This window comes from Planktothrix tepida PCC 9214 (genome assembly GCF_900009145.1).
Lineage (GTDB): Bacteria > Cyanobacteriota > Cyanobacteriia > Cyanobacteriales > Microcoleaceae > Planktothrix > Planktothrix tepida.
In genome coordinates this window covers 103,638-126,638 of the sequence record NZ_LN889764.1, presented here as the reverse complement: position 1 = coordinate 126,638, position 23,001 = coordinate 103,638, and the positions used below count along the sequence as shown (strand labels likewise).

At 39.4% G+C, this 23,001-nt stretch carries 20 protein-coding genes, 1 tRNA gene and 1 pseudogene; 14 read left to right on the top strand and 8 right to left on the bottom strand.

Annotated features, from left to right (window positions below; translation table 11 throughout):
* Positions 1 to 35 precede the first annotated feature (35 nt).
* A complete protein-coding gene (locus tag PL9214_RS01785) occupies positions 36 to 2,609 on the bottom strand; it encodes an EAL domain-containing protein (protein ID WP_245824146.1) in 2,574 nt (857 codons plus the stop codon).
* A gap of 278 nt (positions 2,610 to 2,887) precedes the next feature.
* On the opposite strand from PL9214_RS01785, the gene dapB reads away from it, so the two are divergent.
* Together dapB and PL9214_RS01775 are read left to right on the top strand one after the other, a co-directional pair.
* On the top strand, positions 2,888 to 3,715 hold the full coding sequence (dapB, locus tag PL9214_RS01780; protein ID WP_072717128.1) for a 4-hydroxy-tetrahydrodipicolinate reductase: 828 nt from the start codon (positions 2,888 to 2,890) through the stop codon (positions 3,713 to 3,715).
* A 188-nt stretch (positions 3,716 to 3,903) separates the two neighbouring features.
* On the top strand, positions 3,904 to 4,650 hold the full coding sequence (locus PL9214_RS01775; RefSeq protein ID WP_072717127.1) for a DUF8619 family protein: 747 nt from the start codon (positions 3,904 to 3,906) through the stop codon (positions 4,648 to 4,650).
* A gap of 2 nt (positions 4,651 to 4,652) precedes the next feature.
* Here the strand turns inward: PL9214_RS01775 and hisH are convergent, their stop codons facing one another.
* The 4 genes from hisH to PL9214_RS01755 all read right to left on the bottom strand — a co-directional run bounded on the left by hisH (position 4,653) and on the right by PL9214_RS01755 (position 12,542).
* Complete coding sequence (gene hisH / locus PL9214_RS01770; RefSeq protein WP_072717126.1) at positions 4,653 to 5,318, bottom strand: imidazole glycerol phosphate synthase subunit HisH; 666 nt, start codon at positions 5,316 to 5,318, stop codon at positions 4,653 to 4,655.
* Between the two features lie 91 nt (positions 5,319 to 5,409).
* Positions 5,410 to 7,200, bottom strand: coding sequence for a two-component system response regulator (locus tag PL9214_RS01765; RefSeq protein WP_072717125.1), 1,791 nt, complete (start codon positions 7,198 to 7,200; stop codon positions 5,410 to 5,412).
* Positions 7,197 to 12,017, bottom strand: a complete 4,821-nt coding sequence (locus PL9214_RS01760; protein ID WP_072717124.1) for a PAS domain S-box protein — start codon at positions 12,015 to 12,017, stop codon at positions 7,197 to 7,199. The genes PL9214_RS01765 and PL9214_RS01760 overlap by 4 nt, the downstream gene beginning before the upstream one ends.
* A 126-nt stretch (positions 12,018 to 12,143) precedes the next feature.
* A complete protein-coding gene (locus PL9214_RS01755) occupies positions 12,144 to 12,542 on the bottom strand; it encodes a hypothetical protein (RefSeq protein ID WP_072717123.1) in 399 nt (132 codons plus the stop codon).
* Positions 12,543 to 12,823: 281 nt separating this feature from the next.
* On the opposite strand from PL9214_RS01755, the gene PL9214_RS01750 reads away from it, so the two are divergent.
* Positions 12,824 to 13,072, top strand: a complete 249-nt coding sequence (locus PL9214_RS01750; protein WP_072717122.1) for a hypothetical protein — start codon at positions 12,824 to 12,826, stop codon at positions 13,070 to 13,072.
* 49 nt (positions 13,073 to 13,121) lie between these two features.
* Here PL9214_RS01750 and PL9214_RS01745 read toward each other — a convergent pair whose 3' ends face one another.
* The 3 genes and pseudogenes from PL9214_RS01745 to PL9214_RS33365 form a co-directional block, all read right to left on the bottom strand.
* Positions 13,122 to 13,901, bottom strand: a complete 780-nt coding sequence (locus PL9214_RS01745; RefSeq protein WP_072717121.1) for a TrmH family RNA methyltransferase — start codon at positions 13,899 to 13,901, stop codon at positions 13,122 to 13,124.
* Between the two features lie 100 nt (positions 13,902 to 14,001).
* Positions 14,002 to 14,085 (bottom strand) — tRNA-Leu (locus tag PL9214_RS01740).
* Positions 14,086 to 14,124: 39 nt separating this feature from the next.
* Positions 14,125 to 15,330: pseudogene (locus tag PL9214_RS33365) on the bottom strand (vWA domain-containing protein); the annotation flags it as partial.
* Between the two features lie 55 nt (positions 15,331 to 15,385).
* Between PL9214_RS33365 and PL9214_RS01725 the strand changes: the two are divergent.
* From PL9214_RS01725 to recO, 11 genes are all read left to right on the top strand, one after another.
* Positions 15,386 to 16,072 (top strand): ATP-dependent Clp protease proteolytic subunit, encoded by a 687-nt coding sequence (locus PL9214_RS01725; protein ID WP_072717119.1) that lies wholly within the window; start codon positions 15,386 to 15,388, stop codon positions 16,070 to 16,072.
* A 30-nt stretch (positions 16,073 to 16,102) separates the two neighbouring features.
* The gene (locus tag PL9214_RS01720) at positions 16,103 to 16,717 is read left to right on the top strand and encodes an ATP-dependent Clp protease proteolytic subunit (RefSeq protein WP_072717118.1); all 615 of its coding nucleotides are present in this window, start codon (positions 16,103 to 16,105) and stop codon (positions 16,715 to 16,717) included.
* Between the two features lie 93 nt (positions 16,718 to 16,810).
* Positions 16,811 to 17,431: a J domain-containing protein gene (locus PL9214_RS01715; protein ID WP_072717117.1), complete on the top strand. Its 621-nt coding sequence runs from the start codon at positions 16,811 to 16,813 to the stop codon at positions 17,429 to 17,431.
* A gap of 181 nt (positions 17,432 to 17,612) precedes the next feature.
* A complete protein-coding gene (locus PL9214_RS01710) occupies positions 17,613 to 17,948 on the top strand; it encodes a DUF6883 domain-containing protein (RefSeq protein WP_072717116.1) in 336 nt (111 codons plus the stop codon).
* A 10-nt stretch (positions 17,949 to 17,958) separates the two neighbouring features.
* Positions 17,959 to 18,201, top strand: coding sequence for a DUF4926 domain-containing protein (locus tag PL9214_RS01705; protein ID WP_072717115.1), 243 nt, complete (start codon positions 17,959 to 17,961; stop codon positions 18,199 to 18,201).
* Positions 18,202 to 18,290: 89 nt separating this feature from the next.
* A complete protein-coding gene (locus PL9214_RS01700) occupies positions 18,291 to 18,557 on the top strand; it encodes a hypothetical protein (RefSeq protein WP_072717114.1) in 267 nt (88 codons plus the stop codon).
* On the top strand, positions 18,536 to 18,961 hold the full coding sequence (locus PL9214_RS01695; protein WP_072717113.1) for a type II toxin-antitoxin system VapC family toxin: 426 nt from the start codon (positions 18,536 to 18,538) through the stop codon (positions 18,959 to 18,961). Before PL9214_RS01700 ends, PL9214_RS01695 begins: the two co-directional genes overlap by 22 nt.
* 48 nt (positions 18,962 to 19,009) lie before the next feature.
* On the top strand, positions 19,010 to 20,326 hold the full coding sequence (locus PL9214_RS01690; protein WP_072717112.1) for a DNA cytosine methyltransferase: 1,317 nt from the start codon (positions 19,010 to 19,012) through the stop codon (positions 20,324 to 20,326).
* Between the two features lie 3 nt (positions 20,327 to 20,329).
* Positions 20,330 to 21,133 carry an endonuclease gene (locus PL9214_RS01685; protein WP_072717111.1) on the top strand — a complete coding sequence of 268 codons (804 nt, stop codon included), beginning with the start codon at positions 20,330 to 20,332 and terminating at the stop codon, positions 21,131 to 21,133.
* A gap of 86 nt (positions 21,134 to 21,219) precedes the next feature.
* Positions 21,220 to 21,903, top strand: a complete 684-nt coding sequence (gene deoC, locus PL9214_RS01680) for a deoxyribose-phosphate aldolase (protein ID WP_072717110.1) — start codon at positions 21,220 to 21,222, stop codon at positions 21,901 to 21,903.
* Positions 21,904 to 21,972: 69 nt separating this feature from the next.
* Positions 21,973 to 22,917 carry a DNA repair protein RecO gene (gene recO / locus PL9214_RS01675; RefSeq protein ID WP_072717109.1) on the top strand — a complete coding sequence of 315 codons (945 nt, stop codon included), beginning with the start codon at positions 21,973 to 21,975 and terminating at the stop codon, positions 22,915 to 22,917.
* Positions 22,918 to 23,001: the final 84 nt, after the last annotated feature.

The window sequence follows — 23,001 nt, the reverse complement described above, 5'->3', positions numbered from 1 at the left end:
TTGGTAACTGTTATAGAGCGATCGTGTCTAGCGTCCTAACTGTCTTGGTGGTTGCTATCCCATTGAGGATGAGACTCTACAAAAGCTGTAACAATATCGGCAGGAACAGGTTTAAGAAAGAAATACCCTTGAGCATATTCACAACCGAGGGAACGTAATTGTGCCAGTTGAGAAGCGGTTTCTACTCCTTCAGCTACCACATCTTTATTTAACGCATGAGCTAACCGAATAATCGTGCGAACAATCGCTAAATTTTCTCCGCCATCATCCGTTTCCATTTGTCCGACAAAAGAGCGATCAATTTTAATCGTATCAATGGGAAATCGAGGTAAATAACTTAAGGAAGAAAACCCGGTTCCAAAATCATCAATACTCAATTTTAATCCTAAAGATTTTAATTTTTTTAATAGATTAATGGTAGCATCTACATCATCCATAATCACACTTTCTGTAATTTCTAATCTTAATCCAGTGGGATTAATTTCTGAGATTTCAATAATCTCTTGAATTTGTTCGATTAAATCTTGTTGAACAAACTGTCTAGCCGATAAATTGACTCCGACAATTAATTCAGGTTGACCATGAAATTGATCTTGCCATAGTTTTAATTGATGACAGGCTTCTTGAATTGCCCATTTCCCCATTGGGACAATTAATCCTGTCTCTTTTGCAACCGCTATAAACCCTTCTGGGGTGATTAATCCTTCTTCGGGATGTTGCCAACGAATTAAAGCTTCAAACCCAACGATTTGCCCTAAATTTAATGAAACAACGGGTTGATAATATAAAACAAATTCTTGACGTTCTAAGGCTAATCTTAAACTGGTTTCTAATTTTAACTGTTCAATTCCATTAACGTGCATGGTCTGTTCAAAAACTTGAATCATACCTTTGCCTAAACTTCTAGCACGATACATGGCGGTATGGGCATTTCTTAATAAATAATCTGCCCTATTTTCAGCCGTTTCACTTAAGGCAATGCCAATACTTAAACTCATAAAGATATCATGATGATTTAATTGAAATGGAGAGAGTAAGGCGTTGTGAATACGTTCGGCTACAAACACTGCATTTTGATAGGGTTTTAACTGTTCAATTAAAATGGCAAATTCATCTCCTCCTAAACGAGCAATCATATCTTGATTTCTTAAACAAGTTTTCATCCTTTGCACCATTTCAATTAAGAGTTGATTTCCCGCTTCATATCCTAAACTATCGTTAATTCTCTTGAATCGATCAATATTTAAAAATAGAACGGCACATTGAGATTGAGAATGTTTTGTTTTTGAAATCGCCCATCCCACTCGGTCTAAAAATAAAGTACGGTTGGGGAGTTGCGTTAAAGAATCATGCAAAGAATTGTGAATTTGCTTATAGGCAATAATTCCAGTTCCCGCTAAAAATAAGGAAAAAATAGGAGCAATAATAGGAACCCAAGCATTTAATAAAAACAGTCCGTAGCTGGTTACCAATAAACTCAAAATTCCTCCCATTAAAGCTAATCCTTGATTGAGAGGATGACGAATCCGCCACATTGATATTCCTCCCACCATTGCCCAAATTCCAATCCATACTATTTCTAAATATTGAGGTAAGAATACAAATAAATTAGAACGGAAAACGAGAATTTGAGAACCGAGAATTAAATGGGCTTTTTGAGAGGGATTATTCAAGGCAGCATTAATAATCTGGCTCACCATTTGACCATGAATTAATACCCCAGGCATTTTAAAATTCTCCGCAGCTTTAATACTATAAGGCGTTAAAAAAGCATCGGGAATACTAGGGGCTGTTGTTCCAATTAAAATGACTTTATTTTTAATCCAATCCGGGTTAACTTGATTTGATAAAACTTCACTGATACTCACAATACGGGCAACTTCTGGAGCCCGATAATTGAGCAGGATTTGATAGCCTCGATCATCAATATTTCCATAACCACCATCTCCTGATTTCAAAGAAAAAAATGTCGTTTTTCCTAGTTCCATATATTCAGGATAACGGCTATTATTTTTAGGTTCAATTCCCTGATTTTTTAAGTAAGTTAAAGCCATCTGTAAAGAAAAAGCAAAAACCGTTTGCTTATCTTGACCACTGGCAAATAATAACTGCCGACGAACCACCCCATCAGAATCTAAAACTAAATCATTAAATCCAATTCGTTCTCGCTCAATTCCTGGGGGAGGTGGAACACTCGGATTTTTGGGATTTCCGATTTTCGTAATCACAATTATATTATCCGCTTTTAACTGCTTTAATAACTCTTTACCCCCTGGTTCCTGCGGTAAATCCCGATATAAATCTAACCCAATAACGTTAGGTTGATGTTGCTGAAGTTTGGCGAAAACCTGTGCTAAAATCCGATCTGTCAGTGGCCATTGTTTTTGAGATTGAATATCCTCTTCCGTAATTGCAACGATTAATAAATTAGGGTCGGAATCGGGAATCGGCCGTAAACAAACGAAGGCATCAAACATCCTTAATTCAAAGGATTCTAACCCTCCTAATTTTTGACATCCGACCACAAACAAGGTGACAATTAAACTGGTTAATAAAGCGGGGGATAACCGCACTGAGGTTGGTAAGATATTGCCTTTGTCCCTAAGCATCCCAGACACCTGATGGCACATCTTAACCCAAGATTCGAGAAAACTGAGCTTTCGAGAAAACATGAATTCAAGGTAAAATACAATAGGAAACCATTTTAAGTAAATTCCCCTTTTGGGTATAATTTACAGGAAATCTTTTCTATCACTGGAAATTCTGGGTTCGGTGTATTCTAAACAAAGCTTATCTTTTACAGTTCACACCCTTATTCCCTTATTCTAATTTCCTTTGGAACAACTTCTCAATTTTGTCGTTGTATTTAAGGCTAATCCGTGCTGGTATGACTAATTCACTTCCGATTCCTGTAATTGTTAATGGTGCTGGTGGAAAAATGGGCCGCGAGGTGATTAAAGCGGTGGCTGCTTCCCCTGATATGACCTTGTTGGGAGCGATTGATCATAACCCTGCTTATCTTGAACAAGATGCTGGAACTTTAGCGGGGATTGATCCCTTGGAAGTTCCGATTATGAATGATCGCGAAGGACTCTTAGCCATGGCAGCCCAGGAAAAACAACTGGGGGTCATGGTTGATTTTACCCATCCTGATTCAGTGTATGACAATATTCGCGCTGCGATCGCCTATGGAGTGCGTCCGGTTGTGGGAACAACGGGGTTAAGTCCAACCCAAATTCAGGAATTAGCGGAATTTGCCGATAAAGCCAGTACCGGTTGTTTACTCATTCCCAATTTCTCTATTGGAATGGTATTGTTACAACAGGCAGCAATCTCAGCGTCTCGCTATTTTGATCACGTTGAAATTATTGAATTACATCATAACCAAAAAGCCGATGCGCCCAGTGGAACAGCAGTACAAACGGCGCAATTATTAGCAGAATTAGGAAAAACCTATAACGCTCCCTTAGTTAAAGAAACGGAAAAATTAACCGGAGCCAGAGGAGCCGAAGCCGGAGAAGGAATTCGGATTCATAGTGTGCGTTTACCGGGGTTAATTGCTCATCAAGAAGTGATTTTTGGGGCGGCAGGTCAAATTTATACCTTGCGTCATGATACGAGCGATCGCTCTTGTTATATGCCCGGAGTTCTTTTAGCCATTCGCAAAGTTGTAGAACTCAAAACCTTTGTTTATGGGCTAGAAAAAATTTTATAGTAGGGAACAGGGAACAGGGAACAGGGAATAGGGAATAGGGAATAGGGAATAGGGAATAGGGAATAGAAAGAATTTGAGCATCCCTAGGAGTCAATTCCTGTTCTGAGGCTGCTCTATAATATTTAATTAATGGGTAGGGGTGTATTGAATACCCCAATAATTAACCACCAATTACTCATCACTGAAAAATGCTTGTTCCCATAACTCGTCAAACTTTTGAAGACTTAATTCCAGCCGCTGCGACGGGTGAACAGTATAAATATTGTTGGGGAAAACCCAGAGATTTTCTGAAACGATTATTAGTTTCTGCGGTTTGTTTAGCCGTTTGGATTTTTCTGGAATATACCGTCGAAGGTGATGCGCTGAAAATCTTAGTGTTCATTGCGGGAATTATCTCCTGTTTATTTTGGTTATGGATGCCTGTTTGGGAAGCGAGTTGGCGGAATGCTAAATATCGAAAATATCCCTATGCTGGATTTTTACAGGGAGAAATTCTCGATTTTTATATTAGTGAAGCCGTGACGGAACAACAGGAATCGGTCAATAAACGGGGAGAATTGATTATTATTGAAAACTTAGAACGCCGAATTAATGTTGAAGTCGGGGATGAATCCGGGTTTACAACCTTAATTCAAGCGCCTTTAAATCGCAATCACAAACGGTTGCGTCGGGGTCAAGTTGCCCAAATGGTTGTCATGTCTTATTTAGATGATTTAAGCGAAATTAATGAAGTTTCTGATATCTATATTCCCAGCCAAAATCTTTGGGTGAGTGACTATCCTTATGTCCGTCGAGATATTTTTCAAGAAATTAGTCGCCGTTTCCAGTCCCGTCGTTCCCCGAAAAAAGCACCTCCTTCCTCCAAAACTTCCGCTATTGAACGCTATGATCCGATGAACCGTTATCAGCAAAGGTATGATGATCCAGAACCTTAAACTTAAATTTTAAGGGTTGTAGAACTCCCCACTAAAGGTTGAGTTTTACCTTGAACTAATTCAACAAAATTATCTAAAATTTTAAGTCCCGCAGTCGAGGATTTTTCCGGGTGAAATTGTACCGCCATCACGTTATTTTGAGCAATAGCCGCCGTAACGATTTGACTCCCATGTTGAATGGTGGCGGCGGTTAAATTTTGATTTGCGGGATCAACATAATAAGAATGTACAAAATAAACCCAAGGTTCAGAACCAATGGTTTTCCACAACGGTAAATTCGGTTGAGTTAAACACAGTTGATTCCAACCCATGTGGGGAATGGTTAATCCCGGTTCTGACTGGAAGCGTCGCACTGTTCCAGAAAATATTCCCAAGCCTGGTTCTTGACCTTCTTCTGAAGATTCAAATAGAATTTGTAAGCCTAAACAAATCCCTAAAAACGGAATACCCGAAGCAATCACATCTTGAATCGGTTCTACTAACTGACGCGATCGCAAATGTTGCATGGCGGGGTCAAAGGAACCCACTCCGGGTAAGACAACTGCATCTGCGTTTTTAATTTCTGTTGCTGAGTCAGTGACGTGGGGGTTTGCACCCGCTTTTTCCAAGCCTTTGCAAACGGAGTGCAAATTCCCCATATCGTAGTCAATAACGGCGATCACAGACATTGATTGCTGTCCTTATCCTGTGGGTTAAAATAATTCTAATTTTACCATACCCACTGATAACTGATGATGCGGATACTTGATAACTGATTAACTACCATTTCGGGGAAGATTGCAGTAAATTAACCGCTTGTTCAGGTGTTAACGCTTCTGAGAAAAAATACCCTTGACCAAAATCACAATTTAACTGTCTTAATTGTGCTAATTGCTCGGCTGTTTCGATACCTTCCGCAATCACATTCATTCCCATCTTTTGAGCAATATTAATAATCACCGGAACTAAGCCTAATTTTTGCGGGATTTCATCTAATCCTTGAATAAAGGATCGATCAATTTTTAAGGTATCTACAGGAAAAGAATGGAGGTAACTCAAGGAAGAATATCCGGTTCCAAAATCATCTAAACTTAGTTGAATTTCTCGTTGTCGTAACTGATTTAAAATAATCTGTGCTGTTTTCAAATTATCCATAATGGCACTTTCTTTAATTTCTAATTTTAAAGATCGAGAATTCAGACGAGTTTCTTGAAGAATTTCATCCAGTTGACTAATTAAATTACTTTGGGTAAATTGTCGCGGGGTGAGATTAATACTAATAGTTAACGGAATTTCCTGAAATTGTTGTTGCAAATCATGGATTTGTTCTGTCGCTTGTCTTAAAATCCAATTGCCAATTTCTATAATTAAACCAGTTTCTTCTGCCACTGGAAGAAACTTAGCCGGAGGAATTAAACCTTGTTGAGGATGATGCCAACAAACTAAGGCTTCAAATCCAACAATTTTACCTGTTTTTAAGGCAATAATCGGTTGATACTTAACGGCTAATTGTTGTTCTTTAATCGCCGTGCGTAAATCGGTATCAAGCTGTAAAAAAGATAAGGCATTTTGGTACATAGAAGGATCAAAGACTTGATAACACGAAGTTCCCCGGTATTTTGCACGATACATGGCCGTATCCACATCGCGTAAAATTTGTTCTGGTCGGGTATAGTCCGGTTGACTATAGGCAACTCCAATACTGGCATTAATATAAATAGGATAGGATAAAATAGAAAACGGTTGAGCTAAAATATCAATAATGGTTTCTGCCATTTTAATCGCGGTTTCAGGGTCAGTTAAATGGGTTAATAAAATGGCAAATTCATCTCCCCCAAATCGAGCTAAAATATCCGCATCGGGAAAGGCTGATTCTAATCGTTGGGCAATGGCAATTAATAATTGATCCCCAACGGAATGCCCTAAAGAATCATTAATCACTTTAAAGCGATCGCAATCTAAAAATAAAACGGCAAATTGACAATTCGGATCAGCTTGTAACTGATTCAGAGCGACTTCTAAACGTTGAATAAATAAAACTCGATTGGGTAAGGTCGTCAACTCATCATACAAGGCTTTTTTGAGCAGTTGAGCATGAACCGCTTCCAGTTGTTGGGTGCGTTCCTTAACCCGGTTTTCTAATTCTGTATTTAATTCTACAATTTTTTTTCGAGCAAATTGTAACGACAGTTGATTTTGGACTCGCACTAAAACTTCATCAAATTGAAAGGGTTTGGTAATATAATCTGCCGCCCCAACAGCAAACCCTTTGAGTTTATTTTGAACTTCATCTAAAGCACTTAAAAAGATCACCGGAATTTCAGTAGTTTTAGGATTCGCTTTAATCGACTTACAAACCTCATACCCATCCATTTGAGGCATCATAATATCTAATAAAACTAAATCAGGCGCTTGAATTTCAATCGCTCTTAATGCGATGATGCCATTCAAAGCTTGGCGCACGTCATACCCACGCCGAATCAGCATCTTTGATAATAATCGTAAGTTTTCAGGATTATCATCAATGATAAGAATATTGCCGCTATAAATATCAGGTTGTTTCTGAATCATTGTTTTTTCCGCACTGAATCTTCAGGCTGTTTCGCCCATTCCATGACTTGATCAAAGTGAAAGTTATCCACTAAATCACTCAAATGTTGAGCCATTGCTTCATGTTCAGGTGGAATTTGACCAATTAGCTGAAGTAACAAACGATCACTACATTGAGCCGCCGCATAATAGAGTTGTTCGACCCATTCTGGCGGCATAATCTCTAATGCAGGGGAAATAACCAAAGGTGAAGAAAGAGTAGGGGGGGATAGGGAAAGTGATCCTAGCCGTTGAGACAAAAATTCGGGCGCATATTGATATTCCACCTTTAAATATTCACTTATTTTGTCCAAAAGTTCATCCTCTTGAAACGGAATACACAAAAAATCATCAAAACCCACCGATAAAGCCAACTGTTTATCCTCCTCCGATCCTGATGGGATCATGGCTAGAATAATCGTTTGATGGGGAAGTCCTTCCTCAAATTCGGTTTCAGAGTTTCTGAACTCAGGTGAATCGTCAAGGGGACATTCTTCCGGGCGAATTCTTTGAATGGCTTCATAACCACTCATAATCGGCATCCACATCTTCATCACAATTAAGTGGGGTTTCCAAACACGCTGAAGGATTAAACCTTCCTGACCATTTTCTGCTTCGCGGACTTGAAACCCCATTTGTTCAAGAAACTGAGTTAGATGACAACGCCAAGCAATTTGATCTTCCACGACCAACAAACGATAGTTGGGTTGATTGGGGGATAAACCGATAATTTTCCCCGAAGCAGAAACCGGATCTTGAGATTGAACTTCTCCAAGTTGCACAGGAATCACTAAGGTTAATTTTACGCCTTGATTGGAGGAACGTTCCATCACCATTGTTCCTTCCATCAGATGTAAAAATTGTTGACTCATGGGTAAGCTCAAATGTTCTGCTTCTGGAAAGGCTAGACTCCTTTGAACGGAGGTAAAAGGTTTAAATAAATCTTTAATTTCTAGGGAATTTTGATTCAACACGGTGGTTTCAATTTCAAATTCAAGTTTGATGGCTTCTGGCGGAGAATTCGATGGGGAAGGGGACATGAGAATCTCCGAATTGGGCAATAGGGCTTTAACGCGCAAGCATAACGTTCCCGCTTCTGTCCAAGTCATCAAATGTCCTAAACAATTTAAAAGAATTTGCCTCAATTTATTTTCATCGGCAATAATCCATTGGGGAAGATTTGGATCTCGTTGCACCTCAAATTTTAAGCCTTTCGCTTTAATTTTGGTACTCAGTAAATCTTGGACATAATCTAACCCCTGAAATAAATTAAACTGGGTGGCATTCAGACTAATTCGGTCAGCTTCTAACTTCGACATTTCCAGAATATCGTTAATTAAGGCTAATAAATGTTTTCCACTTCGATGAATAATCTTGATCTGTTCTTGTTGCTCATAACTCAGGCTAGAATCTCGGTTCATCAGTTGAGTAAAGCCTAAAATTGCATTCAGAGGCGTGCGTAATTCATGACTCATATTCGCTAAAAATTCACTTTTAGCTCGGTTGGCTGCATCCGCCGCCTCTTTGGCTTGACACAGTTCTTCCGACTGTTGTTGGGTATGAGTCAATAACGCCACTTGTTGTAACGCCACTCCTAATTGGGCACCAATTTGTACGACTAAATTAATTTCCGATTCTTGCCATTGACGGGAATTAAAATGTTGATACACCGCCAACAGTCCCCACAATTTTAGCCGAGAGGAAACCAAGGAGGAAGTCGCTGTTGATACAGTTTGGCAGAAAATCGGAACAATTAAATAGGATTTGACCTGCATTCGTTCTAACAATTGCAAATAACAATCGGGAAATCCAGCTTGATAAATATCATCAATACACAAATAGCTCAGACCATCCCGATGCACTCCCTCTTGAATATCTCGAAGATAAGTATCTTGAACCCGATCTTCTTGGTTTAAACTCAATAAAACGCAATTTTCAGTTTCCAAAATTGTTGGATCAAAATCGGGATCATGAATCGATTGATAAAGTAGAGATTGACAACCGGATGCAAAAGATTCTGCTACAAATTGACCCCGACCATCAGTATTAAATTGATAAATTCCGACTCGATCACTGTTTAATTCATACCGTAATTCTTGAGTGGTGGTGCTGAAAATCGTATCTGCATCCAACGTTTGGCGCATTCGACCAATCATTCGGGCTAGGGTCTGTTGACGTTGGGCTGTTTCTCGTAGTACGGTTTCGGCTTGTTTATTTTGAGTAATATCAATAATTAAACCATCCCATAAAATGCTACCATCGCCTTGAGGTTCAGGACGGGCATTTCCCTGTAACCATTTCATCTGACCGGGAGCCGGGATAATTCGCCAGGTATAAGTCCAAGGGCTTAAATATTCAGCAGAATCACAGATGGAATTAAGGACTCCTTGTAAATCTTCAGGATGAACTTTGGCAAATAATTGATGTACATCTATCATCGCTTGGGACGGAGATATCCCATATAAATCCCAACACCCAGAACTAATATAGGGTAAACTCATAGAACCATCGGGATGCAGCATAAATTGATAAATCGCCCCAGGTATATTGTCGGCTAAATTTTGATAGCGAGTTTTACTTTTTTCTAAGGCTTGTTGGGTTTCTTGAGTGGTTTGACGAATTGCAATTAATTCTCCAATCAGTTTCAGCCAATTTTGGGTTTCTATTGTCCACTTTTCTATGGAATGGAAATTAATAATTCCCATAAATCCTTTGGTTTTTCCCGATTTAATTAAGGGAATAAAAATCAGGGATTGACAACCGATGCAACGCAGGGTTTTGAGATCTTGAGGGGATAAATCAGGACATTCATCCAAATTGGCGATCGCTAAAATTTCGGTTCGTTTGGATTGTAATTGTTGATGAATCCAGGGTAACGTTTGCACCGATAAAACCCGATTAGAATAGGTTTTTTGGGGTTCATTCAGCCACCATTGAGCCGTAATATTCCAGGGAGCATGGGGAGAATTACAATTAAAAATAAATGTCCAATCACACTGGAGAAATTGAGCAACTTCTTGTAGGGTAGAACGAATTGTATTTTCTAGGGTTTCATTAATAAACAGCCGAGAAATATGGCTGAGGAGATGATCCATTCGGGATCGATATTCCAATAATTCTTCTGCTAATTGTCGTTCCAGTTCCGCCCCGGCTCGATCAGCAAAAATTTTCAGAATAGATTCTTGACTAACATTCAGTTGTTTATTTTGAATATCTATAACAATTAATATTCCAATAATATCATGATTAGAATCAAATAAAGGAATCCCCCAATAACTTTGGGCTTGTAATTCCGCCAATTCTCGATCATCAGGAAATAAAATCTGTACATTTTCGCTAAAATGACAGGACTGAGCCATTTTAATCACCTGCTCACAGGGGGTTCCTATTAAGTTATAAAGCAAGCGATCGCTCCATTTTTCCCCATCCCAAAAAGCTAAATTGACAAGTTGAGGGGGAGCAGTCTTTAAAAGTTTAAAAACCCCCACATAACGAACTTGTAAAACTTCTGCTAAATAGTAAACGCAGGAACGAAAAAACTCTTGACCTGTTTTGGAAGCAGTTCCTTCCACAATCATTTGTAAAGCGCGTTCCGTTGTTTTTTGTTCTGTAATATCCGATGCGGTTCCCGTTATCCCAATCACCTCTCCTTGAGCGTTATAAACCGGAAACGCATTCACTAACAAATGTACCCATTTTCCTGATTTAGAAACATTAATTAAGTGGTGTCGCATCAACGCTTGACCAGCTAAAACCGGTTGAAAGACTTTTTGAACATAAGAAACTTGAGCCAGAGGAACAAAATGGGAAAAAAGACGACCCATAACTTCTTCGGGTTCGTATTCCAGAATCGTTTTAACGGCTGGATTCACAAAGGTATAACAACCCTTTAAATTAGCTGACCAAATAATATCTTGAGAAGTTTCAACTAAATTGCGATATTTTTTTTCACTTTTTCTTAAAGCTTCTTCAGCTTCCTGCCGATCTTGTTGAGCTAATTCTTGCTCAGTAATATCATTAATAATTGATAAAATACAAGTTTTTTCTTCTAATTCAATTAATTCTGCTGATAATAACAACGTTTTGATTTGACCCGCTTTGGTTCGCTGTTGAATCATTTGGTTATGAATCGAATTTCCCTGTTGCAGATATTGTTTTAATTGAGATTCATCTTCAGGATTAACCCACAGGTTTAACGCAATCGCAGTTTGACCAATTACTTCAAATTCTTCATACCCAAAGGTTTTGAGGAAACTGGGATTAACATCTAAAAAATAGCCTTCATCATAGGTCATTAAACTTATAGGATTCGGACTATTAAAAAAGGCTTTCGTAAATTTTTCTTCGAGTTGTTGACGGGTTGTAATTTCAGCCCGGAGTTGCAGATTTTGGGCTTTTAATTGACGATGTAAACTTTGGATCGTTAGTTGATGGTGAATGCGAGCCAAAATTTCATCTTTTTGTAAAGGTTTAGTCAGATAGTCTGCCGCCCCAATTTGAAACGCTTTTACTTTTTCAGAAACCTCTTCAATCACGCTAACAAAGATAACCGGAATATGCTGCGTTTTCAAATCGCCTTTCAGGCGTTGACAGACTTCATACCCATCCAAACCGGGCATCATAATATCCAATAGGATGACATCTGGAAGGGTTCCCCAGGCAACCTTTAATCCCAATTCCCCAGAATTAGCCAGTTGCACTTGGTAGCCTTGCAAACTCAGGAGTTTTCCTAAATATTTAAGGTTGATCGGAGAATCATCAATGATTAAAATATTAACAGCTTGATATTCAGCTTTCATCCATCCAGTATCCTGATTGAGCCAGCCCTCTGTAATTCGTCATCACTCATCAGTCGTCTGTTATCCGTTCATGGTTAACTCAAAACCCATTTTAGATAACAGATAACTGATGACTAATTCCTGATCCTAAGCTTTTTTTAATAATTCTGCCCGGATCGAGCCGCCTTTCCACGTCCACTCCTCTCGTTCCTCGGTGGGGACAAACTGTGCCCACAGACTCCCTGGAGCCACTTCATAGAAATGGTCGATCTGTGCGATCGCTATTTCTCCCCAAGGTGCTCTCACCTGGATCAGATCCCCCAAATGAAAAACATCCCCGGTTGCATTTTGGGCTTCTTCGAGTTCAACCCAGGGTTTAGGGGGTGTGTGATCTACTCGCCGGGGTTTACTAAAAGAGGGTTTATTTCTATCAGAATCAGAATGTGGACGGGAAGGACGAATGGATTTTTCACTTCCTGCGGGTGTCAATTGAATTTCCAGAGCAGGTTTGGGTCTGACAATAGCGGGGGGGGTTTTCTCGTCCATGAATCAACGGCTCCATCAAGAATGAATGTGAGTAGTTTAGATCAACATTCTAGACCTTGTGGATGCTTCCGTGCCAAGCCACGAGGTTCTGTTCGTGTTAAAACACAATTCAAAACAAATCAGCCCTAGTAAACGTGTTAGGTTAGGTTTAGTCTAACCTTTCCTCCGTGTCTTTACCTTGAGCTTGAAGTTCTCCGACCGTTCTATGCTTTGGGAATCTAATTTAACAGGTTTATTTGTTTTTAGCGAGAGAGATTTACCGTTTCAGGAGTCACCCCGTCATGAATAAAAATCAGCAAGATCTTCGTCGTAGTGCCGCCGAAAAATTCATTGAGTCTTTTGATCAAGAATTATTAAGTGCATTTCAAGAGCCAGATACCGTGACTCCCCCTCCTCAAGCTGCACCCCCAGAAAAATCGGTATCTTCCCCTCGTCCCTCCAAACACCCGGAAGGGATTAGCTTATCAGATTTGGAAGAAGCGATTTCTGATATTGAACAATATTTAAAAGATCGACATACACAAAAATAAGGGTAAGGGTATTAGCCAGAGCAGTAGAGTAAGCTTTACCTGTCAACCGTCACACCCCGGTTCGTTGGCGTTGAGCTTCATAGAGCATGAGGGCTGCACAAATGCCAACATTCAGAGACTCTACCCCTCGCTGTAAAGGAATTTGAACTTGATGATCCGCTAAAGCCTGAAGCTCAGGAGAAAGTCCACCCCCTTCATTCCCAAAAACCATCAACGTGGGTTGGGTAAAATCTAATTGCCAATAGGATAGGGAGGCTTGGGGAACCGTCGCTACAATTTGTAATCCTTGTTGCTGAAACCGGATAATATCGTCGGCTAAATTAGGGCTTACTGTTTTATTTAAACGAAACCAAGCTCCCGCAGAAGCTCTTAACACTTTGGGGTGATCTAAATCGACACTATCAGCACTCAGCCACAACCCATCTACTCCGGTGGCGGTTGCGGTGCGAATAATGGTTCCTAAGTTACCCGGATCTTGTAACGTTTCTAAGGCAATTCCTAAACCCTCAAGTGCTTGGGGTTTTAACTCCAGGCGAGGTGCTAAAGCAATTACGCCATCGGGATGAACCGTTGTCGCCATCGCTTCCAGTACCTCTGGACTGACCAATTCAAATCGGGGAGTTTGTTGGCGTAAACTATCCCATAAAGGTTGGTGACGATCTTGCCACAGTGAAGTATAACAAATTGTGGTTAAGGGATAGCCCGCAGCAGAAGCTTCTTCAACTAAGTGGGTTCCTTCTAATAAAAATAACTGTTGTTCTTTGCGTCCCTTCGCTTGGTGAAGTTTGCGAATTTGCTTCACTAATGGATTTTGCAGACTCGTTAACATGATCAGTGTGGAACAGGCATCTTGCCTGTTAAATCGGGTGTGGCTTACCAAAAGAGTAAAATAAGATTAGGGCGCGGAAACCACGCCCCTACCTGTCAGATGCGGAACCCGGGACTTGAACCCGGAAGTCCTTGCGAACACTAGAACCTGAATCTAGCGCGTCTACCAATTCCGCCAGTTCCGCTTTTTTATTCATTTGCACAATTATCANGACAATTCGGGTTTTCTTCTTATCAGCTTCGGATAATTCTTCTCCCGATTGTAAGCGAGTGGCACTGGTTTGAAGTACCGTTGCGGCGTTTTTATCTCCCATTTGTAAAGCGGTTTTAGCGGCGGTTTGTAACATCGTTGCGGCTCCGGCGCGATCGCCTTGTTGCAGTTTGGTTTCCGCAATTTGAGTTTGACGATATTTGGCTAGAGCTAAAATTTGTTGTTGTACAAACGCATCAGATTTCGGTTGGTAGGAACTCACAAAATTTCCATCCACCCGGATCGGATCAGAATATAAATTTTGTAAATCTAAAGCGGGATCATCATAACGAACTTGCACTTGGGCGATCGCTTGTTTTCCTTCAGAAAATTGACCAAAATATAAATTGGCTAAGACCACCCGTTCGACATCTTTCATCACATCCCCTAGACGAACAATCCATTTTTCTCCTTCTTTTTGAACAGGTAATTCAATCGTATCTGGGGCGACTTGGGCGATGGGTTTGAGTTCGGCTAACCGCACATTGGGCATTAAATCCAAGAGTAAATAAGCATTGGTTAACCCCACCGACTGCATTTTATTAAACAAACGGCTAAATTCATTGAGGGCTTGTTCAGGATATTCAATATACGCTAAACTTCCTCCTGCCGCATCCGCAATTTCTTCTAAAACATCCGAATTCCAATCTTCCCCAAATCCTAAAGTATTGATGGTTAAGTTATAATTAGCAGCAAGTTGGGCTAATTTCAAACAACGTGTATTGTCGCCGTGTTCGTTTTCACCATCGGTTAATAAAAAGGCTTGAGAAATTCGTTCAGCTTTGCCTTTCCCTAATTCCTCAATGCCTAATTTTAGGCCTTCATCAATGGCTGTCCCCCCGGATGTTTTTAACGCTTGAATTTTGCGTTTAATATTGTCCAAATCTTTAATATCTTGATTGGGAATTAAAACCTTAGCGCGATGATCAAACGCTATAATAGAAATGCGATCGCCGGGTTTTAATCGATCCACTAACTCGATCGCCGCCTGTTTGACAGTTTCTAAGGGTTTTCCACTCATGGAACCGCTATGATCTAAAATCAGGCACAAATTTAAGGGTACATCGGCATCAGTTTGGGAGGGAAAAGCCGAAATGGAGATCGCAAGCTGACGTTGACTGGTTGCCTGGGAGACATCGAAGTTGGGATCGCTAAGAATCGCTTGCAAACTGACTTTCATAGGATTACCTGGAGTTGCGCTACTATTTTTATAAGTTTAAGGATGAGAATTCCTCATGAGAGAACCCATTCAAGCTGTGCAATCGGCATATTCTTACACCGATAGCCCAATTCGGACTCCCCCGCCAGATTTGGAATCCCTTCTATTGAAGGAAAGGATTGTCTATCTGGGACTTCCCCTGTATTCATCAGATGACATCAAACGTCAAGTGGGGATTGATGTTACTGAACTGATTATCGCTCAACTGCTTTACTTACAGTTTGACGATCCAGAGAAACCCATCTATTTCTACATCAACTCAACGGGAACTTCCTGGTATGGAGGAGATGCAATTGGGTTTGAAACCGAAGCCTTTGCCATTTGCGATACCCTAGGCTATATTAAGCCTCCGGTTCATACCATTTGTATTGGTCAAGCTATGGGAACTGCTGCCATGATTTTAGCAGCCGGAACCAAAGGATATCGGGCGAGTTTACCCCATGCCACCATTGTTTTAAATCAAGCGAAAAGCGGGGCTAGAGGTCAAGCAACGGATATTCAAATTCGGGCGAAAGAAGTTCTTGATAATAAAAGAACAATGTTAGAAATTTTGTCAAAAAGTACCGGACAATCGGTGGAAAAAATTTCTAAAGATACAGATCGGATGTTCTATTTGACACCCGATGAAGCCAAAGAATATGGTTTGATTGACCGGGTGTTAAAAAGTCGAAAAGAACTGCCTTCCTTGGCGGTAACGGTTTAAAATTGATTAGACTTCAAAAGGGGTAAAGCTATGCCTATTGGGATTCCGAGTGTTCCTTATCGTCTTCCAGGTAGTCAATACGAAAGATGGATTGATATTTATACCCGTTTGGGTGTAGAACGGATTTTATTTTTAGGTCAAGAAGTCACCGATGGGTTAGCCAATCGCATTGTCGCCCAAATGCTGTATTTAGATGCGGAAGATTCTAATAAACCCATTTATTTGTATATCAATTCTCCCGGAGGATCGGTAACAGCAGGGATGGCAATTTACGATACCATGCAATACATTAAAGCCGATGTGATTACCATTTGTGTGGGTTTGGCGGCTTCAATGGGAGCGTTTTTATTAGCCGCAGGAAGCCCTGGAAAACGTTTGGCTTTACCTCATGCTCGGATTATGATTCACCAACCTTTAGGAGGGGCAAGGGGTCAAGCAACGGATATCGAAATTGAAGCAAAAGAAATTTTGAGAATCCGCAGCTTGTTGAATGATATTTTAGCTAGTCGTACTGGGCAAACGTTGGAAAAAATTCAGAAAGATACGGATCGAGATTATTTCCTCTCTGCCCAAGAAGCCAAGGATTATGGTTTAATTGACCAAGTGATTGAAGAACGAGTTCCAGTGGCATTAACCGCCGGTTAACTGTTTATTATTCACAACAATTGGTGGGTTTTGCCCACCAATTCACCCTGTAATTATTTTTCTAAATTAATCAAATCACTGATAAAATTAGTGATGGATGCAACAGATTACTATCGACAATTAGGATTAAGATTCGGCGCTAGTTTAGAGGCGGTGAAATCGTCTTATCGGAAGTTAGCAAGACAATATCATCCTGATGTGAATCCGGGAAATGAAGTCGCCAGAGAAAAGTTTATGGCGATTACAGAAGCTTATAAATTTTTGTTAACGGTAGCCAAACCGGAAGCAGAATTAGAACCTGTGACGGCTTCGACTAAACCCGGAGGATCTCAGTCAGGATTTTCTCACTATCAAGCTCCAAAAGTTACAATTAAACCTAAAAGTCCACCGATTCAATTTAATGTTGAATTAACTAAAGAAGAACAAAAAATTAAACAAAATTTCTATTTAGAGTTACAAAATTTATTAAAAAATAAGCGTTTTCCCCGTGCGATCGCTTTAATTGAAGGGTTAGCCCAACGGATTCCTCATGACCCTGAAATTCGCCAATGGCAAGCGATTTCCTATCAACGTTGGGGACGACAATTGATTGTAGAAAAGCAAGTTGAAAAAGCCAGAAATTATTTAAAGAAAGCGTTGAAAACCGATCCCCATAATCGAGCCTTATGGGCAGAAGTGGAACGGGATTTTAGGCAGTTGGAAAAGATTTATTAATCTTTAGAAAACCGACGTCTGAATTATGGTTTTGTGAAGATTTGTAAAAAAAGGATAAAAAAAATCGAATAAGGCTTGATTCGCTGGGCTTGTTTTGGGATGATGAGCTTATTTATCATTTCCGAGAATTATCCTATAATACTCAAGATTCTATTTTGTCTTTCAAAGAAAATTATTAATAGTGAAACTGCCCAATGGTCATCTAGCCGATTTAGGCAATAAAATAGAAGAATACTCTCTAAATCTGAATCACCAAGCAGGAAAAAATAAAGCTATTTTGTTTGCCAGTAAGTTAGGCATTACCCTAGAAAATGCTGGACTGCTCAAACAGGCTTTAAAAGAAGCTGCTATCAACAAAGATGTTGTTATTCATAAAACCAATGAATACGGCACACATTACAACATGAAATTCTGGCTTCAAACCGCAGTAGGTAAGTCTCTGATTCTAGCAGCTTGGATCGTCCGCGAGGGTGAAAATTTCCCCAGATTAACAAATTGTTATCCCGTCAAAAAGTGAGGCAAAAACAATGCAAACAATTAAAGACCTAGATATTGTTGCTTTAACAGAAGACATAGAAGCAACCCATTTTGAAACTAAAGAAATCATTAAATTATCTAAAGGACAAGTAGGAACAGTGGTGATGGAATTTGATGGCAGTGCCTTTGAGGTAGAATTTTCTCATCAAGATGGCACCACTTATGCAATGGAGACGATTCCCGCTACAATGTTAATGCTTTTACATTATGAATTAGTAGACTCTGTAAGTTAGCACTAACCGTGCCGCTAGACCCTGATTTAATTAACTACAAAGTTGAATCAGCTATAATTAATTAGGTTTAACTGAAATTAATTCAAGTCATGCCAGAGAACACTTTAAGTTGGAACCCTGATCCAACAATATTAGATCAACTCTTGACTTTAGCGGATCAACGTCATCAATCGGTTGAATCCTTAATTACAGAAGCAGTCAAACTCTACATACAGGAGCAATTAAAAGTTCCTGATTTAGAATCTGATCCTTTAGTTGGACTCTTTGCTGGTTCTCCTAATTTAGCGAGTGATGCAGAGAATCAATTACAGCAAGAAATGACTCAAACTTCAGGATGGACGTGGAAAAAACCTTAGTGATTGGTGATACTGGTTTTGTTGTTGCCTTGTTAAATCGTAGTGATATTAAACACCAAGATGCTGTTAGGATTTATAGCCAATATCCCAAAATAATACTCCCTCAAACCGTACTAACTGAAGTGGCTTATTTAGTGGGTCGGGATGCCGGAATTCCCACAGTTGCTAAATTTTTGCGAGGTTTATCTGTTAGCCGTTTTCAATTAATCGAATTAACCGATAGAGATTTACTCCGAGTTGCAGAAATTTTAGAACAATATCAAGATAGTCGCATTGATTTTGTTGATGCAACTGTTATGGCAGTAGCAGAACGTTATAAAATCACAACAGTTTTGACTTTAGATCAGCGAGATTTTCGCTTGTTTCGTCCGCAACATTGTCTGAGTTTTGAAATTTTACCTTAAAGAATAACTTGCTTAGTTTATAATAATATTTTTGCTGTCCGTGTTTGAATGTTAGAACGATTAATTGTGCAGACTCAACAACGACCTATTGCTGTCGATTTATTTGCGGGTGCTGGAGGAATGACCCTAGGCTTTGAACAGGCTGGGTTTGATGTTTTAGCAGCAGTAGAACTTGATCCTATTCATTGTGCAACCCATGAATATAATTTCCCCTTTTGGACGGTTTTATGTGGCAATATTGAACAGGTGAAGGGATTAGAAATTAGGAAGGATTCTGAAATTGGTGATCGAGAGATTGATGTTGTATTTGGGGGGCCACCGTGTCAGGGGTTTTCCTTAATTGGAAAACGAGCGTTTGATGATCCCAGAAATAGTTTAATGTTTCATTTTATCCGGTTAATTCAGGAATTACAGCCGAAATATTTTGTTTTAGAAAATGTTCCGGGGTTAACTATTGGTAAACATCAGCAATTTATGGCTGAGATTATTGAGACATTGCACAATACTGGGTATCAAGTCGTAGAACCTTATCAAGTTTTAAATGCTTCTTATTATGGTGTTCCTCAAGATCGGTCGCGTTTATTTCTTTTAGGCTGTCGGCAAGATTTACCTTTACCGAGTTATCCCCCAGCCATAACTAAACCCCCAAAGGTTAATCCTAAAATAGAGGAGAAATTCAAGCATCTTCTCCCCTGTCCGACGGTTTGGGATGCCATTGGAGATTTACCCGAAATTGAACAATATCAAGAGTTGAAATCAAAAGATTATACCTTTGTAGAGTATAAAAAACTGAGCCAATATGCTAAAATATTGCATAATATATCTCGATTAAAAACTGATTTTTCTTATCCTCGAATTTACGATAAAAATTTATTAACCTGTAGTTTGCGATCGCAACATAACCCAACATCTATCGCTAGATTTGAAGCGACAGAATGGGGAAAAATAGAAAAAATTAGTCGATTTCATAAACTCGATCCGACCGGATTATGTAATACTTTAAGAGCCGGAACACCGAGTAACCGAGGCGCGTTTACTTCCCCTCGTCCCATTCATCCCTACTCCCCCCGTTGTATTACGGTGCGAGAAGCTGCGCGTTTGCATTCCTATCCCGATTGGTTTAGATTTCAGGGGACAAAATGGCATGGATTTCGACAAGTTGGAAACTCAGTTCCCCCGTTATTAGCAAAAGCCGTTGCGGGTGAAATTATTAAAGCTCTGGGGATAATTCCCAGCCAACCACAACAAGAGGAAAAATTAGGTCATGAGGCGTTATTATATTTGAATATGTCCCAAGCCGCAAAACGGTATGGTGTTGATCCTCATGTAATTGAACCCAGAAAAAGAGGAAATAAAGACGAATAAACTATGGCAGATAAAACAAATAAATCAGGAATGTATAATGCAATTATTGCTGAAATTTTCAGACGGCATTATCAAGAAGGAATAACCAATTTTGAGTTCAATCGTTCTGAATTTATTGAAGTTGCTCAAAGTCTTAATATTCCACCTCCTAAAAATTTAGGTGATGTTTTATATTCCTATCGTTTTAGGAGAGAACTTCCCAAAGTCATATCTGATACTGCACCTGATAGTTTAGAATGGGTTATTGAGTTAGCGGGTCAAGGAGTTTATAGATTTAAACTAAGTCCAATTAATCGAATTCTTCCTAATCCTAATCTGATTTGTATAAAAATTCCTGACTCAACACCTGAAATTATCAATAAGTATGCTTTAACTGATGAACAAGCACTATTGGCAAAGGTACGTTATAATCGGTTAATCGATATTTTTTTAGGAATTACAACATATTCCTTACAAAATCATCTAAGAACTACAGTACCTAATATTGGACAAATTGAAATTGATGAAATTTATGTTGGGGTGAATCAGAATGGCGTGCAATATGTCATTCCTGTTCAAGCCAAGGGAGGATCTGATCAACTTGGTGTTGTTCAAACAAAACAGGATATAACCTGTTGCATTACTAAATTTCCTGATTTGATTTGTCGTCCGGTATCGGCTCAATTCATGCAAAATAATGTTATTGCAATGTTTGAATTAACCCTCGAAAATGAACAAATTAGGATTGTTAAGGAAAAACATTATCAATTGGTTTTGAGCAAAGATATTTTAAGAGAGGACTTAGAACAATATAAAATATGGGAATAATTTCAGCTAAAATCAATAAGCACAAAGAGAAATGTTCTATAATAAGAGCTAGGATAGTTATATTTTTTAGTTAAGGAAATAATTTTATGGTAAAGTGCTCGAATATGGAAATTGATATTGCTCCCTATATTGACCATACTTTACTCAATCAAACCGCAACCCCGGAAGAAATTCAACAGTGTTGTTATCAAGCAGAACGTTATAAATTTGCTTCCGTTTGTGTATTTCCCAGTTATGTTAAACTTGCTAAAGAACTACTGCAAGGAAAACCGCCAAAAGTCTCAACGGTGATCGGGTTTCCAACGGGAGCCACAACTTCTAAAGTTAAACTCTATGAAGCTCAAGAAGCGGTTGAAAATGGAGCAACGGAATTAGATATTGTGATTAATTTAAGTTGGTTAAAAATCGGTAAAACCGAGGAATTATATCAAGAAATTGCTGAAATTTGTGAAGAAACTGGGCAAACGGTAAAAGCTATTATTGAAACGACAATTCTCACAGAAGATGAAAAACGCCTAGCCGTTGAAGTGTTAATGGATGCGGGAATTGCTTATATTAAAACCAGTACAGGTTGGTATGGAGGAGCAACCGTTGCCGATATTCAACTGATTAAATCCATTGCTAAAGGACGAGTAGGAATTAAAGCTTCTGGTGGAATTAGAACCTACCAACAAGCGGTTGATTTAATTATAGCTGGAGCTACTCGTTTAGGGACTTCTCGTGGTGTTGAGATTTTGACTACAAATATCCAAGAAGAAGATAGTTACTGATAACTGATAACTGATAACTGATAACTGATAACTGATAACTGATAACTGATAACTGATCATCAAAATTCAATGAATAAAACTTATATTGCTACGGGGATTAATTTAAAAGGTAAACCCTTTGGAGAATCGGATCGCCTTTTAACGATTTTAACGAGAGAATTTGGATTAATTCGAGTGATTGCACCGGGAGCTAGAAAAGCGAAATCCTGGTTAGGGGGAAGAAGTGAATTATTTGTTGTTAATCAATTATTAATTGCTAAAGGGCGATCGCTTGATAAAATAACACAAGCCGAAACTCTAACCACCTATTCAGGATTAGGCAAAAATTTAGGGAAATTAGCCGCGAGTCAATATTTAGCAGAAGTAGTCCTCAACCAAGCCTTAAGCGAACATCCCCAAGAGGATTTATTTGTTCTCCTGAATGAACATTTAAACCGTTTACAAAATCTCCCCAATTCTCCCTTAATTGCCCATTCCACCCAAATTATTGCCAGTTTAACTCAGGGTATTTTCCATCTTCTCGCCTTAGCAGGAACAGCCCCCCAAGTTCAATTATGCTGTTTAACTCAACGTCTGCTGCGTCCTAATTTTACTGATGAACAGTGGCGAGTGGGGTTTAGTGTGGATGCGGGAGGAATTATTAACCTGTCTGAGTGGACAAAATTACACCGTCCCTCTTCTCCCCAGCCTCAAAAACCCATTCCTGTAGCCTCCAAACCCATTGCTGTTGCTGAGTTGGAGAACTCTTACACCATTGAAACGGTTGCTCAACCCAAACTTAAGATTAATACCAAACTCACCGCCCCGCAATTAGCGATTTTGCAACATTTAGCCCAACCGCAACTCCTGGACACCGGGGCTTTATCTTTTTCTCCCTCAATTTCCGCCCTTGATTGGATGACGGTAGAACGGATATTACGACAATATACAGAATATCATTTAGGCTATCCGATCCGGTCAGGATTGCTCATAGATACCTTTACGCACCAATTTATTGTAGACCCACCGTTTTAAGAATTGGTTCGGATTTCTCCCCTTTGTTTGGTTCAGAGTGACGCGACTGATCCAATTGATCATTAAACTGTTAAGGAGAGTGTG

Excerpts from the sequence above, each read along its gene's own strand:
- PL9214_RS01785 (WP_245824146.1), bottom strand. The coding sequence starts at position 2,609 with ATGCTTAGGGACAAAGGCAATATCTTACCAACCTCAGTGCGGTTATCC.
- dapB (WP_072717128.1), top strand. The coding sequence starts at position 2,888 with ATGACTAATTCACTTCCGATTCCTGTAATTGTTAATGGTGCTGGTGGA.
- PL9214_RS01775 (WP_072717127.1), top strand. The coding sequence starts at position 3,904 with ATGCTTGTTCCCATAACTCGTCAAACTTTTGAAGACTTAATTCCAGCC.
- hisH (WP_072717126.1), bottom strand. The coding sequence starts at position 5,318 with ATGTCTGTGATCGCCGTTATTGACTACGATATGGGGAATTTGCACTCC.
- PL9214_RS01765 (WP_072717125.1), bottom strand. The coding sequence starts at position 7,200 with ATGATTCAGAAACAACCTGATATTTATAGCGGCAATATTCTTATCATT.
- PL9214_RS01760 (WP_072717124.1), bottom strand. The coding sequence starts at position 12,017 with ATGAAAGCTGAATATCAAGCTGTTAATATTTTAATCATTGATGATTCT.
- PL9214_RS01755 (WP_072717123.1), bottom strand. The coding sequence starts at position 12,542 with ATGGACGAGAAAACCCCCCCCGCTATTGTCAGACCCAAACCTGCTCTG.
- PL9214_RS01750 (WP_072717122.1), top strand. The coding sequence starts at position 12,824 with ATGAATAAAAATCAGCAAGATCTTCGTCGTAGTGCCGCCGAAAAATTC.
- PL9214_RS01745 (WP_072717121.1), bottom strand. The coding sequence starts at position 13,901 with ATGTTAACGAGTCTGCAAAATCCATTAGTGAAGCAAATTCGCAAACTT.
- PL9214_RS01725 (WP_072717119.1), top strand. The coding sequence starts at position 15,386 with ATGAGAGAACCCATTCAAGCTGTGCAATCGGCATATTCTTACACCGAT.
- PL9214_RS01720 (WP_072717118.1), top strand. The coding sequence starts at position 16,103 with ATGCCTATTGGGATTCCGAGTGTTCCTTATCGTCTTCCAGGTAGTCAA.
- PL9214_RS01715 (WP_072717117.1), top strand. The coding sequence starts at position 16,811 with ATGGATGCAACAGATTACTATCGACAATTAGGATTAAGATTCGGCGCT.
- PL9214_RS01705 (WP_072717115.1), top strand. The coding sequence starts at position 17,959 with ATGCAAACAATTAAAGACCTAGATATTGTTGCTTTAACAGAAGACATA.
- PL9214_RS01700 (WP_072717114.1), top strand. The coding sequence starts at position 18,291 with ATGCCAGAGAACACTTTAAGTTGGAACCCTGATCCAACAATATTAGAT.
- PL9214_RS01695 (WP_072717113.1), top strand. The coding sequence starts at position 18,536 with ATGGACGTGGAAAAAACCTTAGTGATTGGTGATACTGGTTTTGTTGTT.
- PL9214_RS01690 (WP_072717112.1), top strand. The coding sequence starts at position 19,010 with ATGTTAGAACGATTAATTGTGCAGACTCAACAACGACCTATTGCTGTC.
- PL9214_RS01685 (WP_072717111.1), top strand. The coding sequence starts at position 20,330 with ATGGCAGATAAAACAAATAAATCAGGAATGTATAATGCAATTATTGCT.
- deoC (WP_072717110.1), top strand. The coding sequence starts at position 21,220 with ATGGTAAAGTGCTCGAATATGGAAATTGATATTGCTCCCTATATTGAC.
- recO (WP_072717109.1), top strand. The coding sequence starts at position 21,973 with ATGAATAAAACTTATATTGCTACGGGGATTAATTTAAAAGGTAAACCC.